General features: G+C 65.4%; 22 protein-coding genes and 1 pseudogene. 16 read left to right on the top strand and 7 right to left on the bottom strand.

Annotated features, from left to right (window positions below; genetic code table 11):
• Positions 1 to 4: 4 nt before the first annotated feature.
• The 13 genes from A7X12_RS09805 (at position 5) to A7X12_RS09750 (ending at position 11,942) form a co-directional block, all read left to right on the top strand.
• Positions 5 to 364 carry a hypothetical protein gene (locus A7X12_RS09805; RefSeq protein WP_064311460.1) on the top strand — a complete coding sequence of 120 codons (360 nt, stop codon included), beginning with the start codon at positions 5 to 7 and terminating at the stop codon, positions 362 to 364.
• Positions 357 to 1,049 (top strand): type-F conjugative transfer system protein TrbI, encoded by a 693-nt coding sequence (locus A7X12_RS09800; RefSeq protein WP_064311459.1) that lies wholly within the window; start codon positions 357 to 359, stop codon positions 1,047 to 1,049. The genes A7X12_RS09805 and A7X12_RS09800 overlap by 8 nt, the downstream gene beginning before the upstream one ends.
• Complete coding sequence (locus A7X12_RS09795; protein WP_064311458.1) at positions 1,030 to 1,563, top strand: S26 family signal peptidase; 534 nt, start codon at positions 1,030 to 1,032, stop codon at positions 1,561 to 1,563. The genes A7X12_RS09800 and A7X12_RS09795 overlap by 20 nt, the downstream gene beginning before the upstream one ends.
• Positions 1,560 to 2,234 carry a type-F conjugative transfer system protein TraW gene (gene traW, locus A7X12_RS09790; protein ID WP_064311457.1) on the top strand — a complete coding sequence of 225 codons (675 nt, stop codon included), beginning with the start codon at positions 1,560 to 1,562 and terminating at the stop codon, positions 2,232 to 2,234. Before A7X12_RS09795 ends, traW begins: the two co-directional genes overlap by 4 nt.
• Positions 2,234 to 2,503: a hypothetical protein gene (locus tag A7X12_RS09785; RefSeq protein ID WP_064311456.1), complete on the top strand. Its 270-nt coding sequence runs from the start codon at positions 2,234 to 2,236 to the stop codon at positions 2,501 to 2,503. The genes traW and A7X12_RS09785 overlap by 1 nt, the downstream gene beginning before the upstream one ends.
• Positions 2,503 to 3,519: a conjugal transfer pilus assembly protein TraU gene (traU, locus tag A7X12_RS09780; protein ID WP_064311455.1), complete on the top strand. Its 1,017-nt coding sequence runs from the start codon at positions 2,503 to 2,505 to the stop codon at positions 3,517 to 3,519. Before A7X12_RS09785 ends, traU begins: the two co-directional genes overlap by 1 nt.
• 10 nt (positions 3,520 to 3,529) lie before the next feature.
• Complete coding sequence (trbC, locus tag A7X12_RS09775; protein ID WP_064311454.1) at positions 3,530 to 4,276, top strand: type-F conjugative transfer system pilin assembly protein TrbC; 747 nt, start codon at positions 3,530 to 3,532, stop codon at positions 4,274 to 4,276.
• Positions 4,273 to 6,159 (top strand): conjugal transfer protein TraN, encoded by a 1,887-nt coding sequence (locus tag A7X12_RS09770; RefSeq protein WP_064311453.1) that lies wholly within the window; start codon positions 4,273 to 4,275, stop codon positions 6,157 to 6,159. Before trbC ends, A7X12_RS09770 begins: the two co-directional genes overlap by 4 nt.
• A 21-nt stretch (positions 6,160 to 6,180) precedes the next feature.
• Positions 6,181 to 6,576 (top strand): hypothetical protein, encoded by a 396-nt coding sequence (locus A7X12_RS09765; RefSeq protein WP_232318443.1) that lies wholly within the window; start codon positions 6,181 to 6,183, stop codon positions 6,574 to 6,576.
• Positions 6,557 to 6,799: a hypothetical protein gene (locus A7X12_RS25060; RefSeq protein ID WP_084445296.1), complete on the top strand. Its 243-nt coding sequence runs from the start codon at positions 6,557 to 6,559 to the stop codon at positions 6,797 to 6,799. Before A7X12_RS09765 ends, A7X12_RS25060 begins: the two co-directional genes overlap by 20 nt.
• 2 nt (positions 6,800 to 6,801) lie before the next feature.
• Positions 6,802 to 7,626, top strand: coding sequence for a conjugal transfer protein TraF (locus tag A7X12_RS09760; RefSeq protein ID WP_064311451.1), 825 nt, complete (start codon positions 6,802 to 6,804; stop codon positions 7,624 to 7,626).
• A 65-nt stretch (positions 7,627 to 7,691) separates the two neighbouring features.
• Entirely contained in the window at positions 7,692 to 9,092 is a 1,401-nt protein-coding gene (locus tag A7X12_RS09755) for a conjugal transfer protein TraH (protein ID WP_064311483.1), read from the top strand.
• 24 nt (positions 9,093 to 9,116) lie between these two features.
• Positions 9,117 to 11,942, top strand: a complete 2,826-nt coding sequence (locus A7X12_RS09750) for a conjugal transfer protein TraG N-terminal domain-containing protein (RefSeq protein WP_064311450.1) — start codon at positions 9,117 to 9,119, stop codon at positions 11,940 to 11,942.
• 8 nt (positions 11,943 to 11,950) lie between these two features.
• Here A7X12_RS09750 and A7X12_RS09745 read toward each other — a convergent pair whose 3' ends face one another.
• Positions 11,951 to 12,133 carry a hypothetical protein gene (locus A7X12_RS09745; protein ID WP_064311449.1) on the bottom strand — a complete coding sequence of 61 codons (183 nt, stop codon included), beginning with the start codon at positions 12,131 to 12,133 and terminating at the stop codon, positions 11,951 to 11,953.
• Between the two features lie 72 nt (positions 12,134 to 12,205).
• Between A7X12_RS09745 and A7X12_RS09740 the strand changes: the two genes are divergently transcribed.
• Positions 12,206 to 12,526 carry a hypothetical protein gene (locus A7X12_RS09740; protein ID WP_064311448.1) on the top strand — a complete coding sequence of 107 codons (321 nt, stop codon included), beginning with the start codon at positions 12,206 to 12,208 and terminating at the stop codon, positions 12,524 to 12,526.
• Between the two features lie 362 nt (positions 12,527 to 12,888).
• Here A7X12_RS09740 and A7X12_RS09735 read toward each other — a convergent pair whose 3' ends face one another.
• From A7X12_RS09735 to A7X12_RS09705, 6 genes are all read right to left on the bottom strand, one after another.
• Entirely contained in the window at positions 12,889 to 13,326 is a 438-nt protein-coding gene (locus A7X12_RS09735; RefSeq protein WP_064311447.1) for a hypothetical protein, read from the bottom strand.
• Positions 13,327 to 14,150: 824 nt separating this feature from the next.
• Entirely contained in the window at positions 14,151 to 17,132 is a 2,982-nt protein-coding gene (locus tag A7X12_RS09725; RefSeq protein ID WP_064311445.1) for a TrlF family AAA-like ATPase, read from the bottom strand.
• On the bottom strand, positions 17,132 to 17,518 hold the full coding sequence (locus A7X12_RS09720; RefSeq protein WP_064311444.1) for a type II toxin-antitoxin system VapC family toxin: 387 nt from the start codon (positions 17,516 to 17,518) through the stop codon (positions 17,132 to 17,134). Before A7X12_RS09720 ends, A7X12_RS09725 begins: the two co-directional genes overlap by 1 nt.
• Positions 17,515 to 17,760 (bottom strand): AbrB/MazE/SpoVT family DNA-binding domain-containing protein, encoded by a 246-nt coding sequence (locus A7X12_RS09715; RefSeq protein ID WP_064311443.1) that lies wholly within the window; start codon positions 17,758 to 17,760, stop codon positions 17,515 to 17,517. Before A7X12_RS09715 ends, A7X12_RS09720 begins: the two co-directional genes overlap by 4 nt.
• A gap of 295 nt (positions 17,761 to 18,055) precedes the next feature.
• Positions 18,056 to 18,454 carry a type II toxin-antitoxin system VapC family toxin gene (locus tag A7X12_RS09710; RefSeq protein WP_064311482.1) on the bottom strand — a complete coding sequence of 133 codons (399 nt, stop codon included), beginning with the start codon at positions 18,452 to 18,454 and terminating at the stop codon, positions 18,056 to 18,058.
• The gene (locus tag A7X12_RS09705) at positions 18,447 to 18,809 is read right to left on the bottom strand and encodes an AbrB/MazE/SpoVT family DNA-binding domain-containing protein (RefSeq protein WP_198161982.1); all 363 of its coding nucleotides are present in this window, start codon (positions 18,807 to 18,809) and stop codon (positions 18,447 to 18,449) included. The genes A7X12_RS09710 and A7X12_RS09705 overlap by 8 nt, the downstream gene beginning before the upstream one ends.
• A 120-nt stretch (positions 18,810 to 18,929) precedes the next feature.
• Here A7X12_RS09705 and A7X12_RS09700 point away from each other — a divergent pair, with 120 nt between their 5' ends.
• Positions 18,930 to 19,592: a recombinase family protein gene (locus A7X12_RS09700; RefSeq protein WP_171012613.1), complete on the top strand. Its 663-nt coding sequence runs from the start codon at positions 18,930 to 18,932 to the stop codon at positions 19,590 to 19,592.
• 269 nt (positions 19,593 to 19,861) lie between these two features.
• A pseudogene (locus tag A7X12_RS26200) lies at positions 19,862 to 20,013 on the top strand (transposase); the annotation flags it as partial.

Genomic DNA, 20,013 nt, shown 5'->3' with positions numbered 1-20,013 from the left:
CTCCATGGCGACGATCCCGGCAGATCTCGACGGCGCGACGACGGCTTCCCGGCCAAAGGTCGACGTCGGCTTCCTCCTCTACTTCTACCTGCACATGGCGGGGTTCCTGGCGACCACGCTCCTGATCACCTGGGGGCTGTTCGTCCTGTTCTTCCTCGCGATCGGCGGTCTCTCGGTCGACGGAATGATGCACCAGCTCAACAACATGGCGAGCCGGTACGTCGCGGCCGACGCGGCGCGTATCGCCTCCTTCAAGCACGTCCTCATCGTCGCGCACCTGGCTCTGTCGGCCGCGGTCATCTTCTTCCGCCGCCACAGCATCCTCCCCTCGCGCGACCCCAAGCGGAGCAAGGCCAATGGCTGACCAGCCCGAACTCGACCTCCCTTCCCCCGCGACCTCCGCCGCCCCGGCGCCGGTCGTCCGCGCCAAGCGCGGGTTCGGCGGGTTCACCCGCGCGCAGCTCGTCTTGGGCGCAGCTCTCGTGATCGCGCTGATCTGGTCGATGTGGGTGACGAAGGCGCTCGTCGCGCCGCGCGAGGAACATATCGTCAAGGCGAGCCTCTCCAGCATCGTCGGCGAGTATGTGACGGCCCAGGCCCGCGCCGCGTCGCCACCCGCGCAGGTCGAAGCCGAGATGCGGACCTTCATGTCGTCGCTCAAGCACGAGATCCAGCGGCGCAGCGCCAACGGTCAGGTGGTCCTCGTCGGCGAGGCGGTGCTCACCGAGAACGTGCCGGACATCACCGACAGCCTGAAGAGGGCGGTCTATGCCAGTGGCGTTCACCAGCCGCGTCCGGCGAGCGCGCAGGAGATGCAGCAGCTTCAGCAGCAGCTCGCCCCGGCCGCGGCGGCGGTTCCGCACGCCTATGCCGTCCCGCCCGCGATGGCCGGTGCCGGCGCGACGATCGATCCGATGTCGGCGGCGCCACCTGTCGCCGGCGGGCAGCAGCCGATGCAGATGCCATCGGCTGTGCAGGGCGTGCCCTCGGGCGTGCCCGCGGCGATGACTTCGACCTTCGGAGGTCCCAATGGCAACGGCGGTCAGTGACCTCGCGCCCCGGGCCAGCGGCCGCAAGCTGCGCTGGGGTCTGTTCGGCGCGTTCGTCGCCGGCAGCGTCATCCTCGGTGCGGTCGGCGACTGGCGCGACAAGCACGCCCTCCTGATCAACACCACGGACTCGCTGCCGAACTGGGCGTTCGTCATCCACAAGAACCAGGTGCCGACGCGCGGCGAGTACGTCTTCTTCCTGCCTCCCAAGAGCGACCTCGTTCGCCGGCATTTCGGCTCCAAGCCGGAGATGTTCGGCAAGATCGTCTACGGGATGCCCGGGGATACGGTCCGGCACTGGGGCAGGCTGGTCACGGTCAACCACCGGGTCGTCGCGTACACCAAGCCCTTTACCAAGGCGGGTGAGCCGCTGGCGATCGGACCGAGCGGGGTGATCCCGTCGGGCTGCTACTATGTCGGGACGCCGCACAAGGACGGTTTCGACTCCAGGTACGCGGCCATCGGGTTCGCGTGTCAGCGCCAGATCGTCGGCACCGGCGAGGCGATCCTATGAAGCGAGCGACGCTCTTGTACCTCGGCGGCACCGGCTTGGGAGGTGGGCTGCTCTTTGCGGCGGCGTTTCTGCTGGTCGGCGCGGTGCCCGGCCAAGCCCGTGACTTCGGGCAGCTCGGGCAGACGTTCCCGATCGCCGAGGCCGATCTCCTCACCACGATCGAGGCGCGCCTTCAGCGGGCGCAGGCGTCGGGCGAGATGGACCGCGTCAATGCGACGTTCGCCAAGCGGGTGGAGGCGAAGGTGCGGCGTCCGGCCGCCGTCGGCGGCATCACCGCGGCCGAAGAGCCGAGGACCTGGGACTATGACCCGACCATCACGCTCGAACGCGAGATCCGCGATCACAAGGGTCAGCTGATCGCGGCGGCGGGTCAGCGGATCAACCCGCTCGATTTCGTCTCGATGCGCCAGAGTCTCGTTTTCGTGGACGGCGACGACGCCGCGCAGGTCGACTGGGCCACGAAACGGTACACCGAGCTCAACGCCAAGATCATCTTCGTCAGCGGGTCGCCGATCGAGTCCATGACCTCGCGCAAGCGCCGGTTCTTCTTCGACCAGGAAGGTCGCCTGACCGGCAAGTTCGGCATCCGCCACACGCCGGCGGTCGTCGTCCAGGCGGGCAAGCTGCTGCACGTCTCCGAAACCGTCCTCAAGCCGGGAGCGAAGAGCTGATGCCTCTGTGGCTGGACCTCCTCCGGACGCCCATGGCTGCGCCGGAGACGCGCGCGCTCTGCCGGATGCGCCGCACCTGGCAGGGGCTGTGTCTATCGGTTGCGCTGATGGTCGGCTTTTTCCCGCAGATCCACGCGGCGATCGGCCGCGCCGCTCCGTGCTTGGCGGCCGCGCTGCTCGTCGGCGCGGGCCTCTACACCTGCCTATACCTCCGCCGGAAGAACGCGGCCGACAACGCGTTCCTCGAGCGGGCAGGGGAGCCGGGCTGATGCGCTGGCTTCGTGCCCTGTTGGGCGTCCTGGGACTGCTGCTGGTGACGGTCGCGCTGACGCCTCGTGCCGAGGCGGCGCCGACCTGCACCGGCAAATTCGTGAATCCGATAACGGACGTCTGCTGGAGCTGCCTGTTCCCGCTCTCGATCGGAGGCGCGAAGATCTGGCCGGGGAACCGCCCCGATCCGAAGAACCCGGCGTCTCCGATCTGCGCCTGCGCCGACCCGCTCCCTCGCATCGGCATCTCGGTCGGGTTCTGGGAGCCCGCGCGCCTCGCGGACGTGACGATGAAGCCGTGGTGTTTCTCGAACCTGGGCGGGATGAGGATCGCCCCGGGCTTCGACATCGGCCAAGGCTACCTCGCCGGGCCATCGATGGTCGGGGGACGCTCCCAGAGCACCGCCAAGTGGCACATCCACTGGTACGTCTACCCGCTGCTCTACTGGATGGAGATCCTGACCGACTTCGTCTGCTTCGAGCAGGCGTCGTTCGACATCGCCTACATGACGGAGGTCGACCCCCTCTGGCAGGATGACTCGCTGACCGCGATCATCAATCCGGAGGCGATCGTCTTCGCCAACCCGATCGCGCAGGCGGCGTGCGCGGGCGACTGCGTCGCCGGCACCGCCAACCTGCCGCTGGACTCGCTGTTCTGGTGCGCGGGCTGTCAGGGGCCGATGTACCCGCTGAACGGCAACGTCCCGGCCTCCATCGGCCACGTCCAGTCGTCGCGGCTCGCGCTCTCGCGGTTCGCCTACAAGATGCACCGCGAGGGTCTCGCGTGGGGGACGATGGGCTCGGAAGGGCTCTGCAAGAAGTACCTCATGCCGATCATGCGGAAGCAGCAATACCGCTTCCAGATGGTCAACCCGATCCCGACGGTCAGCGGTCGGTTCGCCTGCTCCGCGATCGGCGCGTCGACGATGCCGCCCGAGGCAGGTCGCGCCTTCCCGGCCGGTGGCGAGGACATGGGCTACCTCGTCTGGCGCAAGCGCAACTGCTGCGTGTTGTGAGGAGAGAAGCATGCGCTTTCTGACATTGGGGCTCGCCGCGCTTCTCGGCACCGCAGGGATGTCCGCGATCCTCGCCCAGACCGTCGACGGCCTCGACGTCGAGGCGGTGAAGAAGCGGGCGGCGGACCTGCAGGCGGAGGCGCAGGCCTTCGTCGACCAGGTGAAGGACCGTGGCGACGCGTTCCGGGAGCAGGCGACCGTCGTCCGCAAGTCGGGCATGGACAACATGCAGCGGGTCGCTGCGACCGACCTTCCGAAAGGGCCTGACGGCAAGATCGACTTCGACGAGCTGGTGCAGGGCGCGGCCTCCAACGCCAACACGCCGGGCGGCGACGCGCCGCAGTTCATGGTCTTTGCGAGCCTCTCCATGCCGCCGGCATCTCTCAAGCAGCTGATCGCCGACACGGCGCGGGCAGGGGGGGTGGTCGTCTTCCGCGGCTTCCCGAACAACTCGGCCAAGGAGTTCGTCAACCGCCTCGGCCAAGTGGTCCAGAAGGACGACATGCCGAACATCGGCATCGACCCCCGGCTGTTCCGCGCCTTCAACGTGCAGGCCGTGCCGACCTATGTGGCGGTGTCGTCGACATTCGACCTGTGCGCCGGCTTTCGTTGCCAGACCAAGGTTCCGCCCTACGACCGGATCGAAGGCAACGTCACCGTCGACTATGCGCTCAACACCTTCGCGGGTGCGAACGGGCCGGGCGCACGGATCGCGTCCGTTGCGCTGGGCAATCTCGCGCGAAGCCGCCAGCAGTGACGCTCCGCCCGCTCCTCAGCACGTTGCTCGGCATCTGCCTGGTCGTCGGCCCCGCGGCCGCGCAGCAGATGACGGTCGAGCAGGCGCGCGAGGAGGGAAAGGCGCTCGGCAATGCCAAGCGGCAGGACGGAAGCCTCGTCCCGACCACCGATGCGCAGGCGAGCGCGGTGCCGGGCTATACCGGGACTGACCAGCCGCAGAGCACCTATTTCGACGACCCGGATGCGCTCGTCGCGGCCGGCACGGCGCAGCGGTCGACCAACGACGCTTACCGGACCGCCACGGACCAGGGCCACACCCGCGCGACGTTCAGCAACTCCGAGATCCTCGCGACCACCAGCCGCGCGACCGCGGTCGAGAACGACCCAGAGGCATATCTTCAGGGGGAGAGCATCGGCGCCGAGAGCGGCCAGTGCCAGCCGCTGCCCCCGGGATCGGGGACCAACGGCTATTACGAGGCGACGTGCAACCAGGGCACCAAGGTCACGGAGGAGCCGCGGTCCTGCAGCATCCGCATGGTCCCCCATATCGTCAACACGGAGCGCTGGTTCTACTTCGGAGCGCCGGACTCGAACGAGGGTAATGGGTTCGCGAAGAACTCGGTGATGCAGGCCAAGGTCGCGCAGGGTATCTGCCGCGCCGAGCCCGTCTCCATGCACGTCTGCGACGCGCAGATCGAGCTGGGGGCCGGCGGCGACGATGTCGAGGGCTATCGCCGCTATTGCAAGCGGCTGTCCTCGATGAACAAGGGGCCGGCGCAGCTCTACTCCTGCTCGTCCGCGATCCCCGATGGCGAGATCCCTGCCCACCAGAACTACAAGACCGGCACGAGATACTACAAAAAGGAGGGCGAGTCCTCCGTCACCGTCACGCGCGAGGAGAGCGGCTGCGCCGCCCTGGCCTCCGACAGCATGTGTACCCAGACCTCGGGCGAGGATGTCTGCACAGAGGGGCCGGAGACGCGGGTCTTCGACGGCGTGTCCGTCACCCAGGCCTGCTGGGCTTGGAAGCGGCACTTCTCATGCCATGTGTTCACCGCGGGCAACGACTGCGGCGATCTCGAGGGCAACCGCCAATGCACCTACCTGCGCGACGAATGCCTCGACGATCCGCGAGACGGGGCGTGCAAGGTTACGGAGAAGGTCTACAAGTGCCCGATCCCGGATGGCGCAAATCCTGCCGATAAGCAGTATATCTGCGGCGACGACGTCTACTGCATCAACGGTGATTGCGAGCCGATCGTCCGCGAGGCCTCGACCGAGTTTAAGGATGCGCTCGTGGCGCTTCACTCGATCGATCAGGCCGGCAAGGAGTTCGACCCCGACAATCTGACGGTCTTCTCCGGCCAGCGGAATACCTGTCACAAGCCCGTGTTTGGGCTGGTAAACTGCTGCGCGGGCAAGACCTCGGGCCTGCTGACCGCCGCGGCGGGCGGCGCCGCTCTCGCCGGCGGGCCGGCGGCGATCGCCGCGCTTGCGACGCCCTTCCTGTCGGTCTTCATGTGCTCGCAGAAGGAAATGCAGCTCGACATCAAGGATCGCATGGGGTTCTGCCACAGGGTTGGCACCTACTGCAGCGACAGCTTCCTTGGCGTCTGCACGTCCAAGTCGACTGCCTATTGCTGCTTCGAGAGCAAGCTCAGCCGCATCCTTCAGGAGCAGGGCCGACCCCAGATCAACAAGCCTTGGGGTGCCCCGAAGAAGGAGCAGTGCAAGGGCTTCACGATCGACGAGTTCGCGCGGCTGGACCTGTCCGTGATGGATTTCACCGAAGTCTACGCTGAGTTCATCGACGCCGCGAAGCTGCCGGACGAGGTCCAGACGATGACCGAGATCCAGCAGAAGATCCAGAACTACTACGACCTGCACGGGGGTCAGCCATGATCGGGGGGCTAAGTGATCGATATGACGGCTGTGGCGAATGACCTTGTCTCCGCCGGCCCTCCAGCCTGCGACTGGTCGATGACGGTGTTCGAGCTCGCCATTTTCATGTGCGTGTTCCGAGCGAGCCGTCCGCCGCGGGTGGAGGAGATCTGCCAGGTGATCGGGTCGTGGTTCGAGTGTGCCGTCGACCCGCCCGCCGCGTCAGCGCCGATCGAGAACATGCTCGCGAACCGCTGGGTATCGGAAGACGGCCCGTGCTTTCGGGCGACTGAAGAGGGCCGCCGAGCGGCCCGCCCGCTTATGAACGGCATGATCCGGCTGCTCGATCAGGGAACGCGCCTTATCGACGTCGCCCTGATGATGTCGGTGCTGCGCTTGTCGAAAGGAGAGCTGGACAATGGCGTTCGTGATCGTTGAGCCCGCGCTCGTCGCCGCGCTGCTCGCCGGCGCGGCCCCAGCGCCGACCTCGCCGCCGGCACGGCCGCCCACCACCCCGACCTGCGGTGCCGGCCAAGCCTCCACTGCCGGGTTCGACTGCTGCCTTCACCTCGCGAGGTGGAGCGCACCGTCCTCCACCAACCCCACCACTCCCGCGCAATCGTCGTCGGACGTCGCGGCCGATCAGAAGGAAGGACGATAACCATGTCGAGGATGGCGAAGCTGGCGATGCTCCTGCTGACGGTCGCACCGATCGCGACACCGTCGTTCGCGCAGGAGGCGCAGGACCGGGATGAGAGCGTCGAGGCGACGGGTCGCGGGGATGACTTCTACTGCGGGCAGCGCAAGCTCGGTCAGTGGTTCTATTGCACGCGGCCGAAGCCGGCCGAGACCGCGAAGATCCAGCCTCAGGTGCCCGAGAAGAGCGCGGCCGAGCGCCTTGCGGCGATCACGCACCAGCTCGACGAGCTCAAGGCCAAGGCGATCCTCGACCCGTCTGAGGAGAACGTCATCGCCTATGTGCGCTTCCAGCGCGAGCAGCTCGACCGCGCGTCAACCTTCTCCGACACCTGGCAGCGGGCGCTCTGGCAGAACCCGGACATTGACTACACGCTGCAGCGGCCGGTCAACACGGTCGCGAAGCGCGCATGGCTCGACAACCGCAAGGCCGACCGCGACCAGGTCCTGACGAACCTCAGCCAGCGCTACGGCCTGTTCTACTTCTACGCGCAGAGCTGCGGTGCCTGCGAGGTTTTCGCGCCAATCCTTCGCTCCGTGGCGGACAGTCACCGCATGGCGGTGATGGCGGTTTCGATGGACGGCGGTCCGAGCCGCGACTTTCCGAACTACGTGGTCGACTCCGGGCAGCGCGCCCGGATGGGCATCTCGGGCAACGAGACGCCGGCGCTCGTGCTGTTCGACACCGCCACCAAGCGGACGATCCCCGTCGGCTACGGCATCCTGAGCGCGGATGAGATCATGGATCGCATCTTCATGCTCACCAACACCAAGGTCGGGAGCGACTACTGATGACCGGTCCGCGCCAGCATGGCCGCCTGCGGAGGCTCGCGCGGCGCGCGGGCACCGCCCTGACGATGGTCGCCGCGACGCATTTCGCGCTGATCGGCGTCGCTCGGGCCGACGTCGCCTCGGAGATGAACGGCTTCTTCAACGATGCCGGCGGCGCTGCCAACGTGACCGGCCCGACCGCCTTCCAGGGGCAGTCGGCCGGCTACTATTCGCTCGGGAGCGTGTGGACGCGCTTCCCGCAGAAGAGCGTGTCGCCCTTCAACCTCCAGCTCCCCAGCGCGCGTGCAGGCTGCGGTGGCATCGACCTCTTCTCGGGGTCGTTCAGCTTCATCAACGCGAGCGAGATCGTCGCGATGCTGAAGGCGACCGCCAACAACGCGCTCGGGTTCGCCTTCAAGTTGGCGATCGACAGCGTCTCGCCCGAGATCGGCAAGGTGATGGACGAGTTCAGCCAGAAGGCTCAGCTCCTCAACCAGATGAACATCTCCAGCTGCGAGACGGCTCAGGCGCTGGTGGGCGGTATTTGGCCCCAGATGGAGACGACGCGGTCCACGATCTGCGAAGCTGTCGGCAACAGCCAGGGCGTGTTCTCCGACTGGGCGGCTTCGCGGCAGGGCTGCAACAACGGCGGTCAGCGTGACGGTACGCTCGCCGGCAACACCGATCCGCACATGAAGGATCAGATCGTCGGCGATCCTCACAACTATACCTGGGAGGCATTGAAGAAGTCCGCGAAGTTCGGTGCTTTCGACCAGGACTTCTCCGAGTATGTGATGACGCTCGTCGGCACGATCGTCACCACGCCGCCGGCGGACAGCAGCAGCGGGCCGAAAGTGGTGATCTACGGTCCGGCCGAGGAGGCGGTGGTCACGGCGCTGCTCGACGGCACGACCAATGCTCCGCCGGTCAAGATACTGAAGTGCAACAACGACCCTTGCACTGACGTCTCGGACCAGACCCTGAGCGTTCCCGAGGCGACCGCGCTGCGGCCGCGCATCGCGACGATGATCAAGAGCATGAGCTCGAAGATCCGGAGCGACACCGCGCTGAACGCGGCCGAAAAGCAGCTCCTGAATATGGCGACGGTGCCGGTCTACAAGATCCTCGCGGTCCAGGCCTACGCGCACTATGCGCTGACCGACGGCGAGATCCAGACGCTCTCCGAGATCGTCGCGGTCGACCTGCTCAACGCCATGCTCGACAACATGCTCGATCGCGTCGAACAGGCGAAGGTCTTCTACCAGACGGCGGACCAGGAGACGGCCGGGCAGTGGCGTCAGCAGATCGCCGCGACACGCGCCAAGTTCGCGCAGCGCGACGTGAAGCTGAGCAACAAGCTCCAGGTGACGATGCAGATCATCAATCGCAGCATCATGCTGGAGTCCACCCTTCAGAACACGATGACGCCGGGCATGTCCTCGGCGCTCAACTTCTCGCGGGGGCTGAACGCGCAGGGCTTGCTCTAAGCGCGTTAGAGGGAGGGTAGCGACGTGCTCGAAGTCTTCACCGTCGGCGGGGGCGAGTATCTCGTCAACACGTTCAACGCGGTCGCCGCCTGGGCCGGGGGAGGAGGCTATCGCTCGCTCCTCCGCGTCGTGATGGTGATGGGTCTCATCTACTCGCTGCTCGTCGTCGCCTTCACCCTCAACTTCCGCGCCTGGATGAACTGGTTCCTGCAGGCGACCGGCATCTATCTATGCCTTATGGTGCCGACCATCGACATCAAGGTCACGGACCGCATCAACCCGAGCCTTGCGCCGGCGACGGTCGCGAACGTGCCGCTCGGGCTGGGCGTGCTCGCGAGCTTCACGACGCAGATCGGGGACTGGCTCACGCGCACCGCGGAGACCGTGTTCGTGATGCCCGGGGAGCTCAACTACACCACAAACGGGATGGTCTATGGCGCGCGCCTGTTCGACGCGACGCGCAATTTCGTCATCCGCGATGCCGAGTTCTCGACCAACCTCGAGAACCACTTCAAGAACTGCCTCTTTGGCGACGTGATGCTGTATCAGAAGTCGCTGACGAACCTTGCGAAGGCGACGGACTTGTGGGCTGCGATTGGGCCAGGGTCGGAAGCGCGCTCGCAGGAATGGTTGGAGCGCCAAGGGGACGGCTCCGTCCAAAACTATATCATCACCTGCCGACAGGCCTATCAGACGCTCGACGGGCAGTGGACGGCGATGATCGAGGCCAACGCCGAGCCGTGGGCGAAGGAGGTCTATCCGAAGCTCAGCAACGCCGTCGCGGCCGCGAAGCTGAAACACGACGTTCCGATCGTGAACCAGGCCTTCACCGGGTCGGGGAACGACTTCACCGGCGTCATGCGCCAGAACACCGCGATCAACGCCTTCATGCAGGCGCGCAACTCGATGGCGGGTGGCAGCGGCGCCGCCGCGATCGATACCTTCGCGCAAACTCGCGCCGACATTCAGGCGCGCAACACGTACAATTCGATCGCCCAGCAGGCGATGGCGTGGGTGCCGATCCTCAACATTGTGCTGACAGTCGTGTTCTTCGCGATGTTCCCGGTGATCTTCCCGCTCTTCCTGCTGCCCCAGACGGGTCTCAGTACCTTGAAGGGCTACGCGATGGGGTTCTTCTATCTCGCGTCCTGGGGACCGCTCTACGTCATCCTCCACATGATTTGCATGACGCGAGCAGAGAGCGCCGCCAACGGCGTCGCGGCCGGTGGCATGTCGCTCGGTAGCTATGCCGGGATCGGCGCGGTGAACGGGGAAACCGCGACGATCGCCGGCTTCATGCTGATGAGCATCCCATTCCTCGCGGCAGGTCTCGCGCGCGGGGCTATGTCGATCGCCGGACAGGCGACGTCGATGCTCGCTCCCGCACAGAATGCGGCCGAGGCGGCTGCGGTCGAGCAGACCACCGGCAATTATTCCTACGGGAACGTGAGCTGGGCCAATTCGACCTCGAACATGCGGCAGGCTGACCAGTGGTCGACTGCTCCGAGCTTCATGGGCGGGGCGGCGAGCGTGGGGTGGCGGCAGGACAACGGCGCCGTCATCAACGGCTTCGGGAACGGGCAGGATGTGTTCGATACCGGCGGCGCGATCTCCCGGCTGGGCTTCACGCCGACCGTGTCGACGGGCACCGTCTCGGAATGGCGGCAGATGGCGAGCGAGGCGCACCGTCAGTCGCAGGCCTTCGATAACGCCGCTCAGGAGATGCTCACCTGGACCAAGACGGACCGCAGCGCCTACGGCACGTCGAGCGAACGGTCCTCGGGTTGGGACTCGAGTAGCGGCCGTTCGGCGAACACCTCGGTCGAGCAGTTTGACCGCACGACCGGCAGCAGCTCGCAAGGCCTCGAGGATAGGTCGTCGACGGGGCAGAGCCAGAGAGTCTCGGATGGTCACGATCGGAACGCTGGGACCGTGGACCAAGTCGGCGGACGGCTCGATGCGGGCATCGGTGGGAACCGCGGCGGCGGTGGTGGAAGCGGCGGCCGGGGTGGCGCTCTTGGTCGGGTGCTCGGCGCCCTGCCCGGCGCGGGGCTGTCCGTTAGCAAGACGGGGAGCCAGCAAGACACGCTGCGTCACAGCACTGACAACGCACGCTCCTCGGACAGCTCAAACACTTCCAGCAGCGGCGTTCGTGATGAGCACTCGAACGGTACGGGCGCGACATCGTCCGATGGCACTCATGATCGTTCCGGCGTCTTCAGTCGCGCGTCGAGCACGTCGAGCTCGTCGCTGACCCACGAACAGGCGCTCGCCCGAGCGCGGTCGTACACCGAAACGGCTCGGAAGCTGGAGGAGCTGTCGCAGTCGCTATCGCGTGATGCCAGCTACGCCGAGACTCACGGCATGCAGCTGAGCGAGAACATGAGCCAGGATCTCGCGCAGTGGTATCGGGCGCAGCAGGTCTCCAATCCCGGCCTCGACGCGCCGGAGCTCTGGGCGACCGATCTTAGCGATCATCAGCGGGCGGTCCGTGGCGAGATGATCACACGTTGGATGCGCGAGAAGCAGGACGGCATCCGAGAGGAGATCGCCGGGAGGCTGCAGGAGCCAGACCTCGTCCAGGTTCACAGGCCCGGGGTCGACAGCGCGGCCGACATAAGCGGATCGTACCGCCCGCATGGCGTGGCTGGCATCCCGGGTGGACCTGGGGGTGGGAACCCCGGAGCGGCACAGGCGATCATCGAACGGGGTGGGGAGCAGCTTGAGGGCGACCGAGCGGCGGCTCGTGCCGCGCGCACCGGCGCCGTGCAGGGTTCCGTTGACGTGCAGAGCGAGGTGAACCGCGATCACAACCGCGGCTTCTTCGTCGATCCGAAGCTGCGGGAGTGATCGCGGTGTTAGATTGCCAGCGTCATGTAAACGCCAAGAGCGATGACGAGCGCGACGCCGAGAATTTGTCCGATAACGGTTCCCACAGTCTGGGGCTCATCGGTGTCAGCAACCACCGGAGCATCTTCGATCAGCAGAAGAGGCCCCGACGGCCGGTCTTGCGTGACCAAGAGAGTGTGCGTGTCCAGCATGTGACGAACCTCCGAACCTTTCCAACATACAAGGTTCGAGGTTTGTTCACAAGCAGAGCAGGGAGCAGCTGAATGGCGACGCGGCAACCCCGGCAAGAGGATCGGAAAAGCCCGCTGGACGAGCTGAACCTCGCGGATACGGCGGTATTCGGGTTCTCGTGGATGCTGGTGATGGCGGTCGGTCTCATGCCGATTGTCGAGGCGAGCCTGAAGCGCTCTCCGTCGATCTCGATGCCCGTCACCATCGCGTTCTTCGTCGCGGTCGCGAGCGGGATCGCGCTCCGCCGTCGCTACAGCTGGATGGGGCTCGTCCTCCACATCTTCGGCCAGATCGTGATCTGGCTCTCGATCTTCTGCATATCGCTGGCGATCGCGCTCTATGCAGCCGGGTAGATCGGGTCCGGCCGGGGGTCGCGGCCGCCACCGGGTCAATCGGGCTTGGCAAGGCTATCGCGAGTCCGTGTGGGGCACGGCGCCGAACGCGCACTCCGCGCGGCTTCCGCTCGCGCTGTGGTTCATGCTGGCGGCGTGGGGCTGGGCTGCGGCGCTCCATTTTCGATTTCCGGAACACGCGGCAGGGTTGCTCGGCCGATCGTGAAGTCGGGCGATACGCTCGGCCGGACGAAGGAGGATCGAGCAATCCGGGCCGTGATCGGCCAAAGCCGGCGTCGCGCAACAGCTCCACGGGAGCCTTGCGGCTCGAGTGCGCCTCAGATCGACTACGGTCCTGCAACGAGTGGGGCGAGAGCCGTCGTTTATCCCGCCTCCCGAGCTTTCGCGGGTGCGACGACGGGGAATGCAAGAGGCGGGGCGTTGTGGGCAAGCAGCCAGGTCCTCGCCTGTGCCTCGTCGAAGAAGAACTGCGCCCCGCGCCCGTGCGCGGCGAGCTGCGCCTGCATGCTCGCTAAGTTCGTCACGATCAGGAAGGCGAGGCGCAGGGCGCGCGGTTCCTGCCGCAACAGCAGCTGGCCGAAGGCTGCGAAGCCACTCAATCCCTGGGGCGTCATCTTCCTGATGTCGACGAGGGCGACGTGTCGGTTCTGTGCCGAGGTCAGGGAGCCGAATGCGCGGTCACGTTCTGCAATCAGGCGTTCAACGTCTTCGGCCGCGAAGGTGCCGGCAAGTCGGAAGCAGGCGAGATGGACATCGGGTTCGACGTCGACCGTGAACCAGCAGCTCGACACCTCTTCCATCCTATGTCGTCGGCGTTTGAAGGATGGTCGATCACACCACGCCCGAACTCAAGGGAGAATGGGGCTGACGTGCGACGTTCAACCCGTCAGGTCGTCATCATGGCGCATCGATTCGTGCTTTTGGGTACGAATTGGCGATTAGCCCGCGTTGAACGGTGGTCATCGGGTTGCTTCAACCACGGGACGGCTCCGGTTATGGTCACGCGCTATGACCAAGCTCCGTCACGATCGCCCAGCCTTACGTCATTCCGACAATGTTCGTCGGGAGCTGCAACGATCGTCGCCTCCTGGGGCCGCAGCTCCGGTGGCCGTGACGAAAGCCACTCCTCGACGTCTTCTACGTCCTCGCGATGACAGAGCCTATGATAGGCACTTGGCTGCATTCGATCAGCTTCCCGAGGGAGCACGGGCAACTCTCGACCAGCTTTTCGCGCGAGCAGGGCAGATGATGGAGTCGCGTTTAGCCTATGTGGAGAGCATAGGCACTCGAAAGCGCCATGGCGAACGGTCAAGCGCCTATGAGGCTGACAAGCAGGCGCTTTACGCCGCATGTTGCATCTACAATGCTCATTGTAGGGATGAGGTTCAGGACGGTCGGTCCGTGACGCGCGAATGGTTCGCTAGATTGCGCGTAATAATGGGTGCCGATTGGGGTCATTTCAGCGAGCTTGACGACCTCCTTGCGGAGACGCGAAATGGCTGACTCCATCAGCCTTCAGCTGTTCGAACCGATGCTCAGCACCTTTCGACAACCTATGATCGGGATGGAACGGCGGGAGATCGAAAAGCTGCAGGAAGCGTGACTTCATCGACGCCATGTCAGGTCAACGCCGGAAGCGGACGCGAAGCCGCCGTGCTCGTTCGCGGAAGGCGTGCTCGCCGCCTTCCAAGATCTCGCAGACGCGTTCTCGAATGGCCGCGTCCTCCAAGCCGCCCGCCATGTAGCTGATCCCCGGCAGGCCGCCCGCCTCACGTGGCCCGGCTTCCGCAATGATGATCTGATCTGCGTCCGTGTTGACGACGAGGTTGGCATTGTGCGTGACCATGATCACCTGGCGCTTGGCCTTGGCCGCAATGAACAGCCCGACTAGCTCGTCAAAGATGGACTTGGGATCAAGGTTCTCTTCGGGTTGGTCGATGATCAGCGGGCGATCGTCTTCCGTGTCGAGCGCGAGATAGAGCAGCAGCAGCACGATCCCGCGCGTGCCGGGGGACAGGCTCCGGATGTCGGTGCCGTCATAATCGACACTGTAGCGAACCTGGATGTGATCGGTGCTATAGAGCCACTGCGCGAACCGCTTGAGCCACGCCCGGTAGTCGACGGGGTTGCCCTTCGGCACACGCGCAGCCTCCAGCAGCTCGTCCTGGTTGTCGTCACGGAACGAGGCCATGGCCGCTGTCACCGCTGCCGCGTCGCCGGTACGCCACGCCGACGCCAAGCCACGCTCGGCTCGCTCCGCCACGGAGCCGCGGCCCTGGAACTTCCCGGTATGGCGAAGGTCGAGCAGCTTCTCCCCAGCCGTGGCCCAGCGTTCCACATCGACCGACCGGCGCACGCTAAACGACAGTTTGCCGAGTGTGCCTTTCTCGGCCTCCAGCCTCTGCCGGATTGGTGCATAGAGATCCCGCAGGACTTGCTCTTCGGCAAGGATGAAGTCGAAGACCCGCGCATAGCCGCTTTCCCGATCGCGCAGCAGCGGTGGGATACGATCCTTGGCGGCCTGATAGTCCGCCAGGCGATCAGACAGCTTGCCGAGCTCGATGTTCTCAGCCGCGATCTTCTGTGTCAGGGCGGTGAAGCGCTTTTGGGTGTCGGTGTCGAGCGCCACCAGCTTTGTGAGCCGTGCGACTTCGGCGTCGAGCAAGGCTTGCGTCTGCTTCGACAGGTCGGCGTCGACGGCGATCAACGGGACGGTCATGTCCGCGGGTACGGCCACCGGCTTTCCACGCCAGCCCGCGGCGCCGGAACGGGCGCTCGCCACCTCGGCCGTGATGAGAGCATCGACGTCGCCCTCATAGTCCAGCAGGAAGGGTGCCCAATCCGGCTCCTTGATCCGACTGGCCTTATGACGCTCCTTCGTGGCGCGCAGCGTGGCCGGTGCGCGGTTGGTCCGCAGGTCGGCCACTTCGTCGCGCAGGACGAGCAGCGCCGCCTCGCGGTTGGTGAACCACCGCACATTGCCCGCCGCCTTCTCCGCAGCCGTTGCGACTTCCGCCAGACGCTCGGCTCTTTCTTCCGTCCCCTTCGACACGAGCCGCGCACGATCGGCGGTGTACCGGGCGACCGTCTGGCGTTTGTCCTCGACCTGCTTGGCCAAGGCAGCCACGCCTTTGGTCTTCTCGATCTCGCTGCCGATGCGGTCGGACAGCGACACCAGCGCCTCTTCCTCACGTTCTCGTGCGAGACGGTGGCGGCTGACCCGGGCTTCCAGGAGATCCTGGAAATCTACTGCGCCATCACGGCTGTTCGCGTCGTGGGCATCGAACACGACACGCTCGACCTCGGCGAGCAAAGCGTCGGTCATGCCGTCGGCCGAGCACAGGCCGTCGACAAATTGCTGGGACAGGTAACGGGCTTTCGGATAATCCGAGGCGTCGGGATCATAGCTGCCGTCGAGTGGCCGCGTGTCGGTCGTGCCGTCACCCCAGGTCAGGCGAACGCTGTTGCCGGCGAGCAGCTCGGAAGCGCGCGCCAGGAATGACATGGCATTTGGTGGATTTTCGGTTGCGTCGCACCCGTGCGCGATCGCGTCGGCAAGTGCGGTCTTTCCGGAGCCACGCGCACCGATGATGGCGACAAGTCCGGGGTTCAGCGGGATTCGCGGCGTCACCGCCCATGGCGCATCAACCAGATCGATGATCGACAATACTTGAGAAAAGCTTGCGGTCGCAGGCGGTGCGTCCCCGATCCACGCCCGGCCGGCTGGCTCGATCTGTGCCTGCCGCAGAGCGTCGAAGTGTGGTGCTCCCTTTATCCACGAGTAGCGGTTGAGGTCGGGAGCCGCCACCTTCTCCAGGCTGTGCGCGTCGCTGCCGTGGAGGCAGGGCTTCAGCGCGCCGTAGCGGCCGATAATGTCCGCGGTCGACGACTTGTGACCCAGCCAATAGCCCCGCTGCGACGGTGTGCTTGCGAAGATGATGTGCGCAAACGCCTCGATCTCCTGGCGAAGCGTCCGATCGGCTGCGTCGCGCACGCCCGAAGCGCCATCGGTGCTGCCGCCGGCGACCGCGATCAGCACGTTCTCCTGCGCCCAGTCGCTGTTCGCATAGGCGTCGCGCAGCTGGTCGAGAGAGACCTTGAATTGTCGTGACCCTTCCGCGAGTGCCGCTACCGTGTCCCGGATCTCGGGGTCGCTGCGGCGTCCCAGCGCCGCCAGCTCCTCAGGCGTGCAGGCGAACGTCTCGCCATGGGCACGGAAGGTCAGGCGGGTGAGCAGGCGCTTGATCTGGCTGACATGATCGTCGGTTTCGGGGCTGACCAGAAGATGCACATTGACGAAGGCGTTTCGGACCGTGCCGATCCCGAGGCGCATCTCGATGTTCGGAAACAGCAGGGCGCAGTCAGGAAGCCGCCCGGCGCTCTTATCCGCGCGAAGGCGTTCATAGCAGTCCAGGCTGTAATAGTCGGTCACGCCGATCGCGCGCAGCGTCGGCTGCGCCTGCTCGACTCGATCGAGATAGTCGTCCCATGAGATGGCACCGCCGAACTGGTCGTTCAGCTTGGTGCCGGGCGCGTGAACGTGCGGGTCCCAGCGATGCCATTGCGCGCCGATCGTCAATGACGCGCCTGCGTTGGGGTCAGGCATCACCGGATCGCCACGACCTTGACGCCGGCAGCGTCGGCGACCTTCTTCCAGTCGAGATCGCTGGTCCAGGCGGGCAGACCGTCGCGTTGCGCCAACGCAAGACAGACCCGGTCGCCCAGGCTCAGCCCCGCTTCGGCCGTGACGGCACGAAGCCGGCCGGCAAGCTGAGCGAGACTCTTGTCGACCGGCACCACGCTCATCGGCAACGGATCGAGCATAGCGTCGACCTCGCGTGCCGGCATGCCGGCATGGATGAAGTGGCTCACAACCTCGGCGTAGTTGACGCTGCTCACCCGCGCGTCGGCGATGGCACCGGCCACCTTCGCAGCGCCGCGCTCGCCCTTGAGCATGGCGATGAGGGCGGACGCATCGAAGACGACGCTCATTCGCCGCTTTCGTCGCGTCGGCGGGCAAGGAAGGCATCGACCGAAGCGTCGGGGTTGCCGCCGGTGAATTGTTTGGCGAGCGCCTGAGCGCGCGCCACGGCCTGCGCTGCAGTGCGCAGCACAATACCGTCGTCCGTCTCGTCGACATAGACCGCGCCGCCTTGGGCAAGCCCTAAGCGCTTTCGGATGTCTGCCGGAAGACTCATGCGTCCACTGGCTGTCACCGTGACCTGTAATGTCATGCAAACCTCCGCTGCCTTGATATGGCGGACAAGACCCACTCTGGCGTGTTCCGCCCGACGAGGCAAGGGCCCGGCCCTGCGCCAGATTGCCTCTGTCCGATAAACTGCCTTATCGGACACTGGACAGCAGCTTGGGGAGGGAGCAGTGTAGGTTTCCCTGAAATGGTGGACGCAATCCGTCCTACAGCAGCACCCGAAATGAGTGGATCTGCGCCTTGCACAGTGGACGTCAGGCGCACTGGTCCGCCGCACCTATCCGGGTGAGCCTGCCGCACCCAAAAGCACGAATGTGCGGCTACTCCGCGAGCGGCCGTACATTGGTGATGGTAATGCCGACCTCAGCGCTCGCCAGCGGGCCGTCCGTCGTGAACATCTCCGCTTGCAAGTCGATCGCCAAGGCAAGGCACGCTCGATCGCCAAGCGAAAGACCAAGCGCCTTCGTCGATGGCCGGAGGTCGCCTACTATAAGTGCCTGGGCGGGAGAGAGCGGCCGGACATCGAGGTGCAGCCCGCCAAGCGCCTCACGCACCTCGTCGAGCGGCAATCCCCGGTCCCGTAGCTTGGAGACGACCTCTGCGAGGTTGGCTGTTCCGATGATGCTGCGGGTCAGGACGTCGACTACCCGATCCGCCCCGGGTTCATCGTTCAGAAGGCAGAGCAGGGCGGAGGCGTCGAGTACGACTTTGCTACTCACGCTCCGCCTCACGCCGACGCTCCGCGATCAGCTCGTCAGCCAAGCCGACGCCTTCGGGCACATACTTGCGCAGGATCGCGCGAGCACGCTCAAGTGCCTTAGGTACGGAACGTACCCGCAACTCGCCATCGTCCACATCGACGAGAACGGTGTCACCCGTGGTGATCCCGAGCTCACGGCGCATTGCCGCCGGGATCACGAGCTTACCACCGTCCACGATCTTGACCCTCTGTGCTTCCATCTGCACCAAACCCGCTGCTCCGACCTGTCCAACGGTTTTATACCGGAGAGCAAAGTCGGACGCCAGCGTGGAGGCAGGGATCGATGCACGGCCGATCACCGAAATAGCGTTCATCGATGATGGAGCAGCTACTTAGACCCGGTCCGCTTAGCTAGGCTACGTAGGACAGGTAATTGCCGTTCTGAGCCGACTGCTGCATGACTGGCTCACAAGGGTATACCCGGTGGAGCCACTATGACGATCCCTATTCGTGCTGCGCGAGTGTACTTGCGTGTCAGCACCGAGGAGCAGGACCTCGAACGCCAGGAGGCGATCGTCGCGGGCGCGCAAGCGGCAGGCTATTATGTGGCGGCGGTGTATCGCGAGAAGGCGTCGGGAGCGCGGCCCGATCGGCCGGAGCTGATCCGCATGATTGGAGATTTGCAATTGGGCGAAGTGGTACTGGCCGAGAAGATTGATCGGATTAGCCGTCTGCCCCTGCCCGACGCAGAGGCGCTCGTGGCGACGATCCGTGCCAAGGGCGCTCGTCTGGCAATCCCTGGCATAATCGATCTATCCGAACTCGTCGCTGACAGCGCGGGTGTGGCGCGTATCGTGCTCGAAGCGGTGCAGGATATGCTGCTGCGCGTCGCTCTCCAGACCGCGCGCGACGACTACGAGACTCGGCGCGAGCGCCAGCGCGAGGGGATCGAGATCGCCAAGCGGGCAGGGCGGTACAATGGCCGGAAGCCGGACACGGCTCTTCATAAGCGCATCGTCGGTCTACGCGAGGCGGGCATGAGCATCGCGCGAACGGCCGAACTCGCGGGGTGCAGCATCGCGCAGGTAAAGAGGGTGACGGCCCTGCACCGGGCGAAGTCTATGTTTGATCGGCAGACTGAGGCGCCGGCAAATTAGTCCAACGGCAGCTCTCGACCCAAAGGCAAACGTAGCCGAGGCAAGTTGCCGGTCTTGGAAGCTGACATTCTGAACCGGGGTTCTGACACACGCAAACCCCTAGAAAACCGTGGTCGCGTCTGCAGCATCAAAACCGACCGGGCCTGTTGAAAAATGCCGGACATGCTGGGTTGCTCCTTCGTTTCATGGCTGCCGAAAGGAGCGTCGCTATGATGGGACCAGCCTGTCGCGGTAAGCGGGAAGGGGCGTCCCGCCGCACCATAGAAGCCATGTTGCCCGCAGACCACCTGCTGCGTCGCGTCGATCGATGTCTCGACATCGGCGAGTTGAGACAGGCACTGGCCGGTCACTACAGCGCAAGGGGACGGCCATCGATCGATCCCGAACTCCTCATCCGCATGGCCTTGGTCGGCCGCATTTA

The organism is Sphingomonas sp. TDK1, from assembly GCF_001650735.1.
In the GTDB taxonomy this organism is placed as follows: Bacteria; Pseudomonadota; Alphaproteobacteria; order Sphingomonadales; family Sphingomonadaceae; genus Sphingomonas.
The sequence above is the reverse complement of the archived record's forward strand: the minus strand, read 5'-3'. Positions and strand labels throughout refer to the sequence as shown.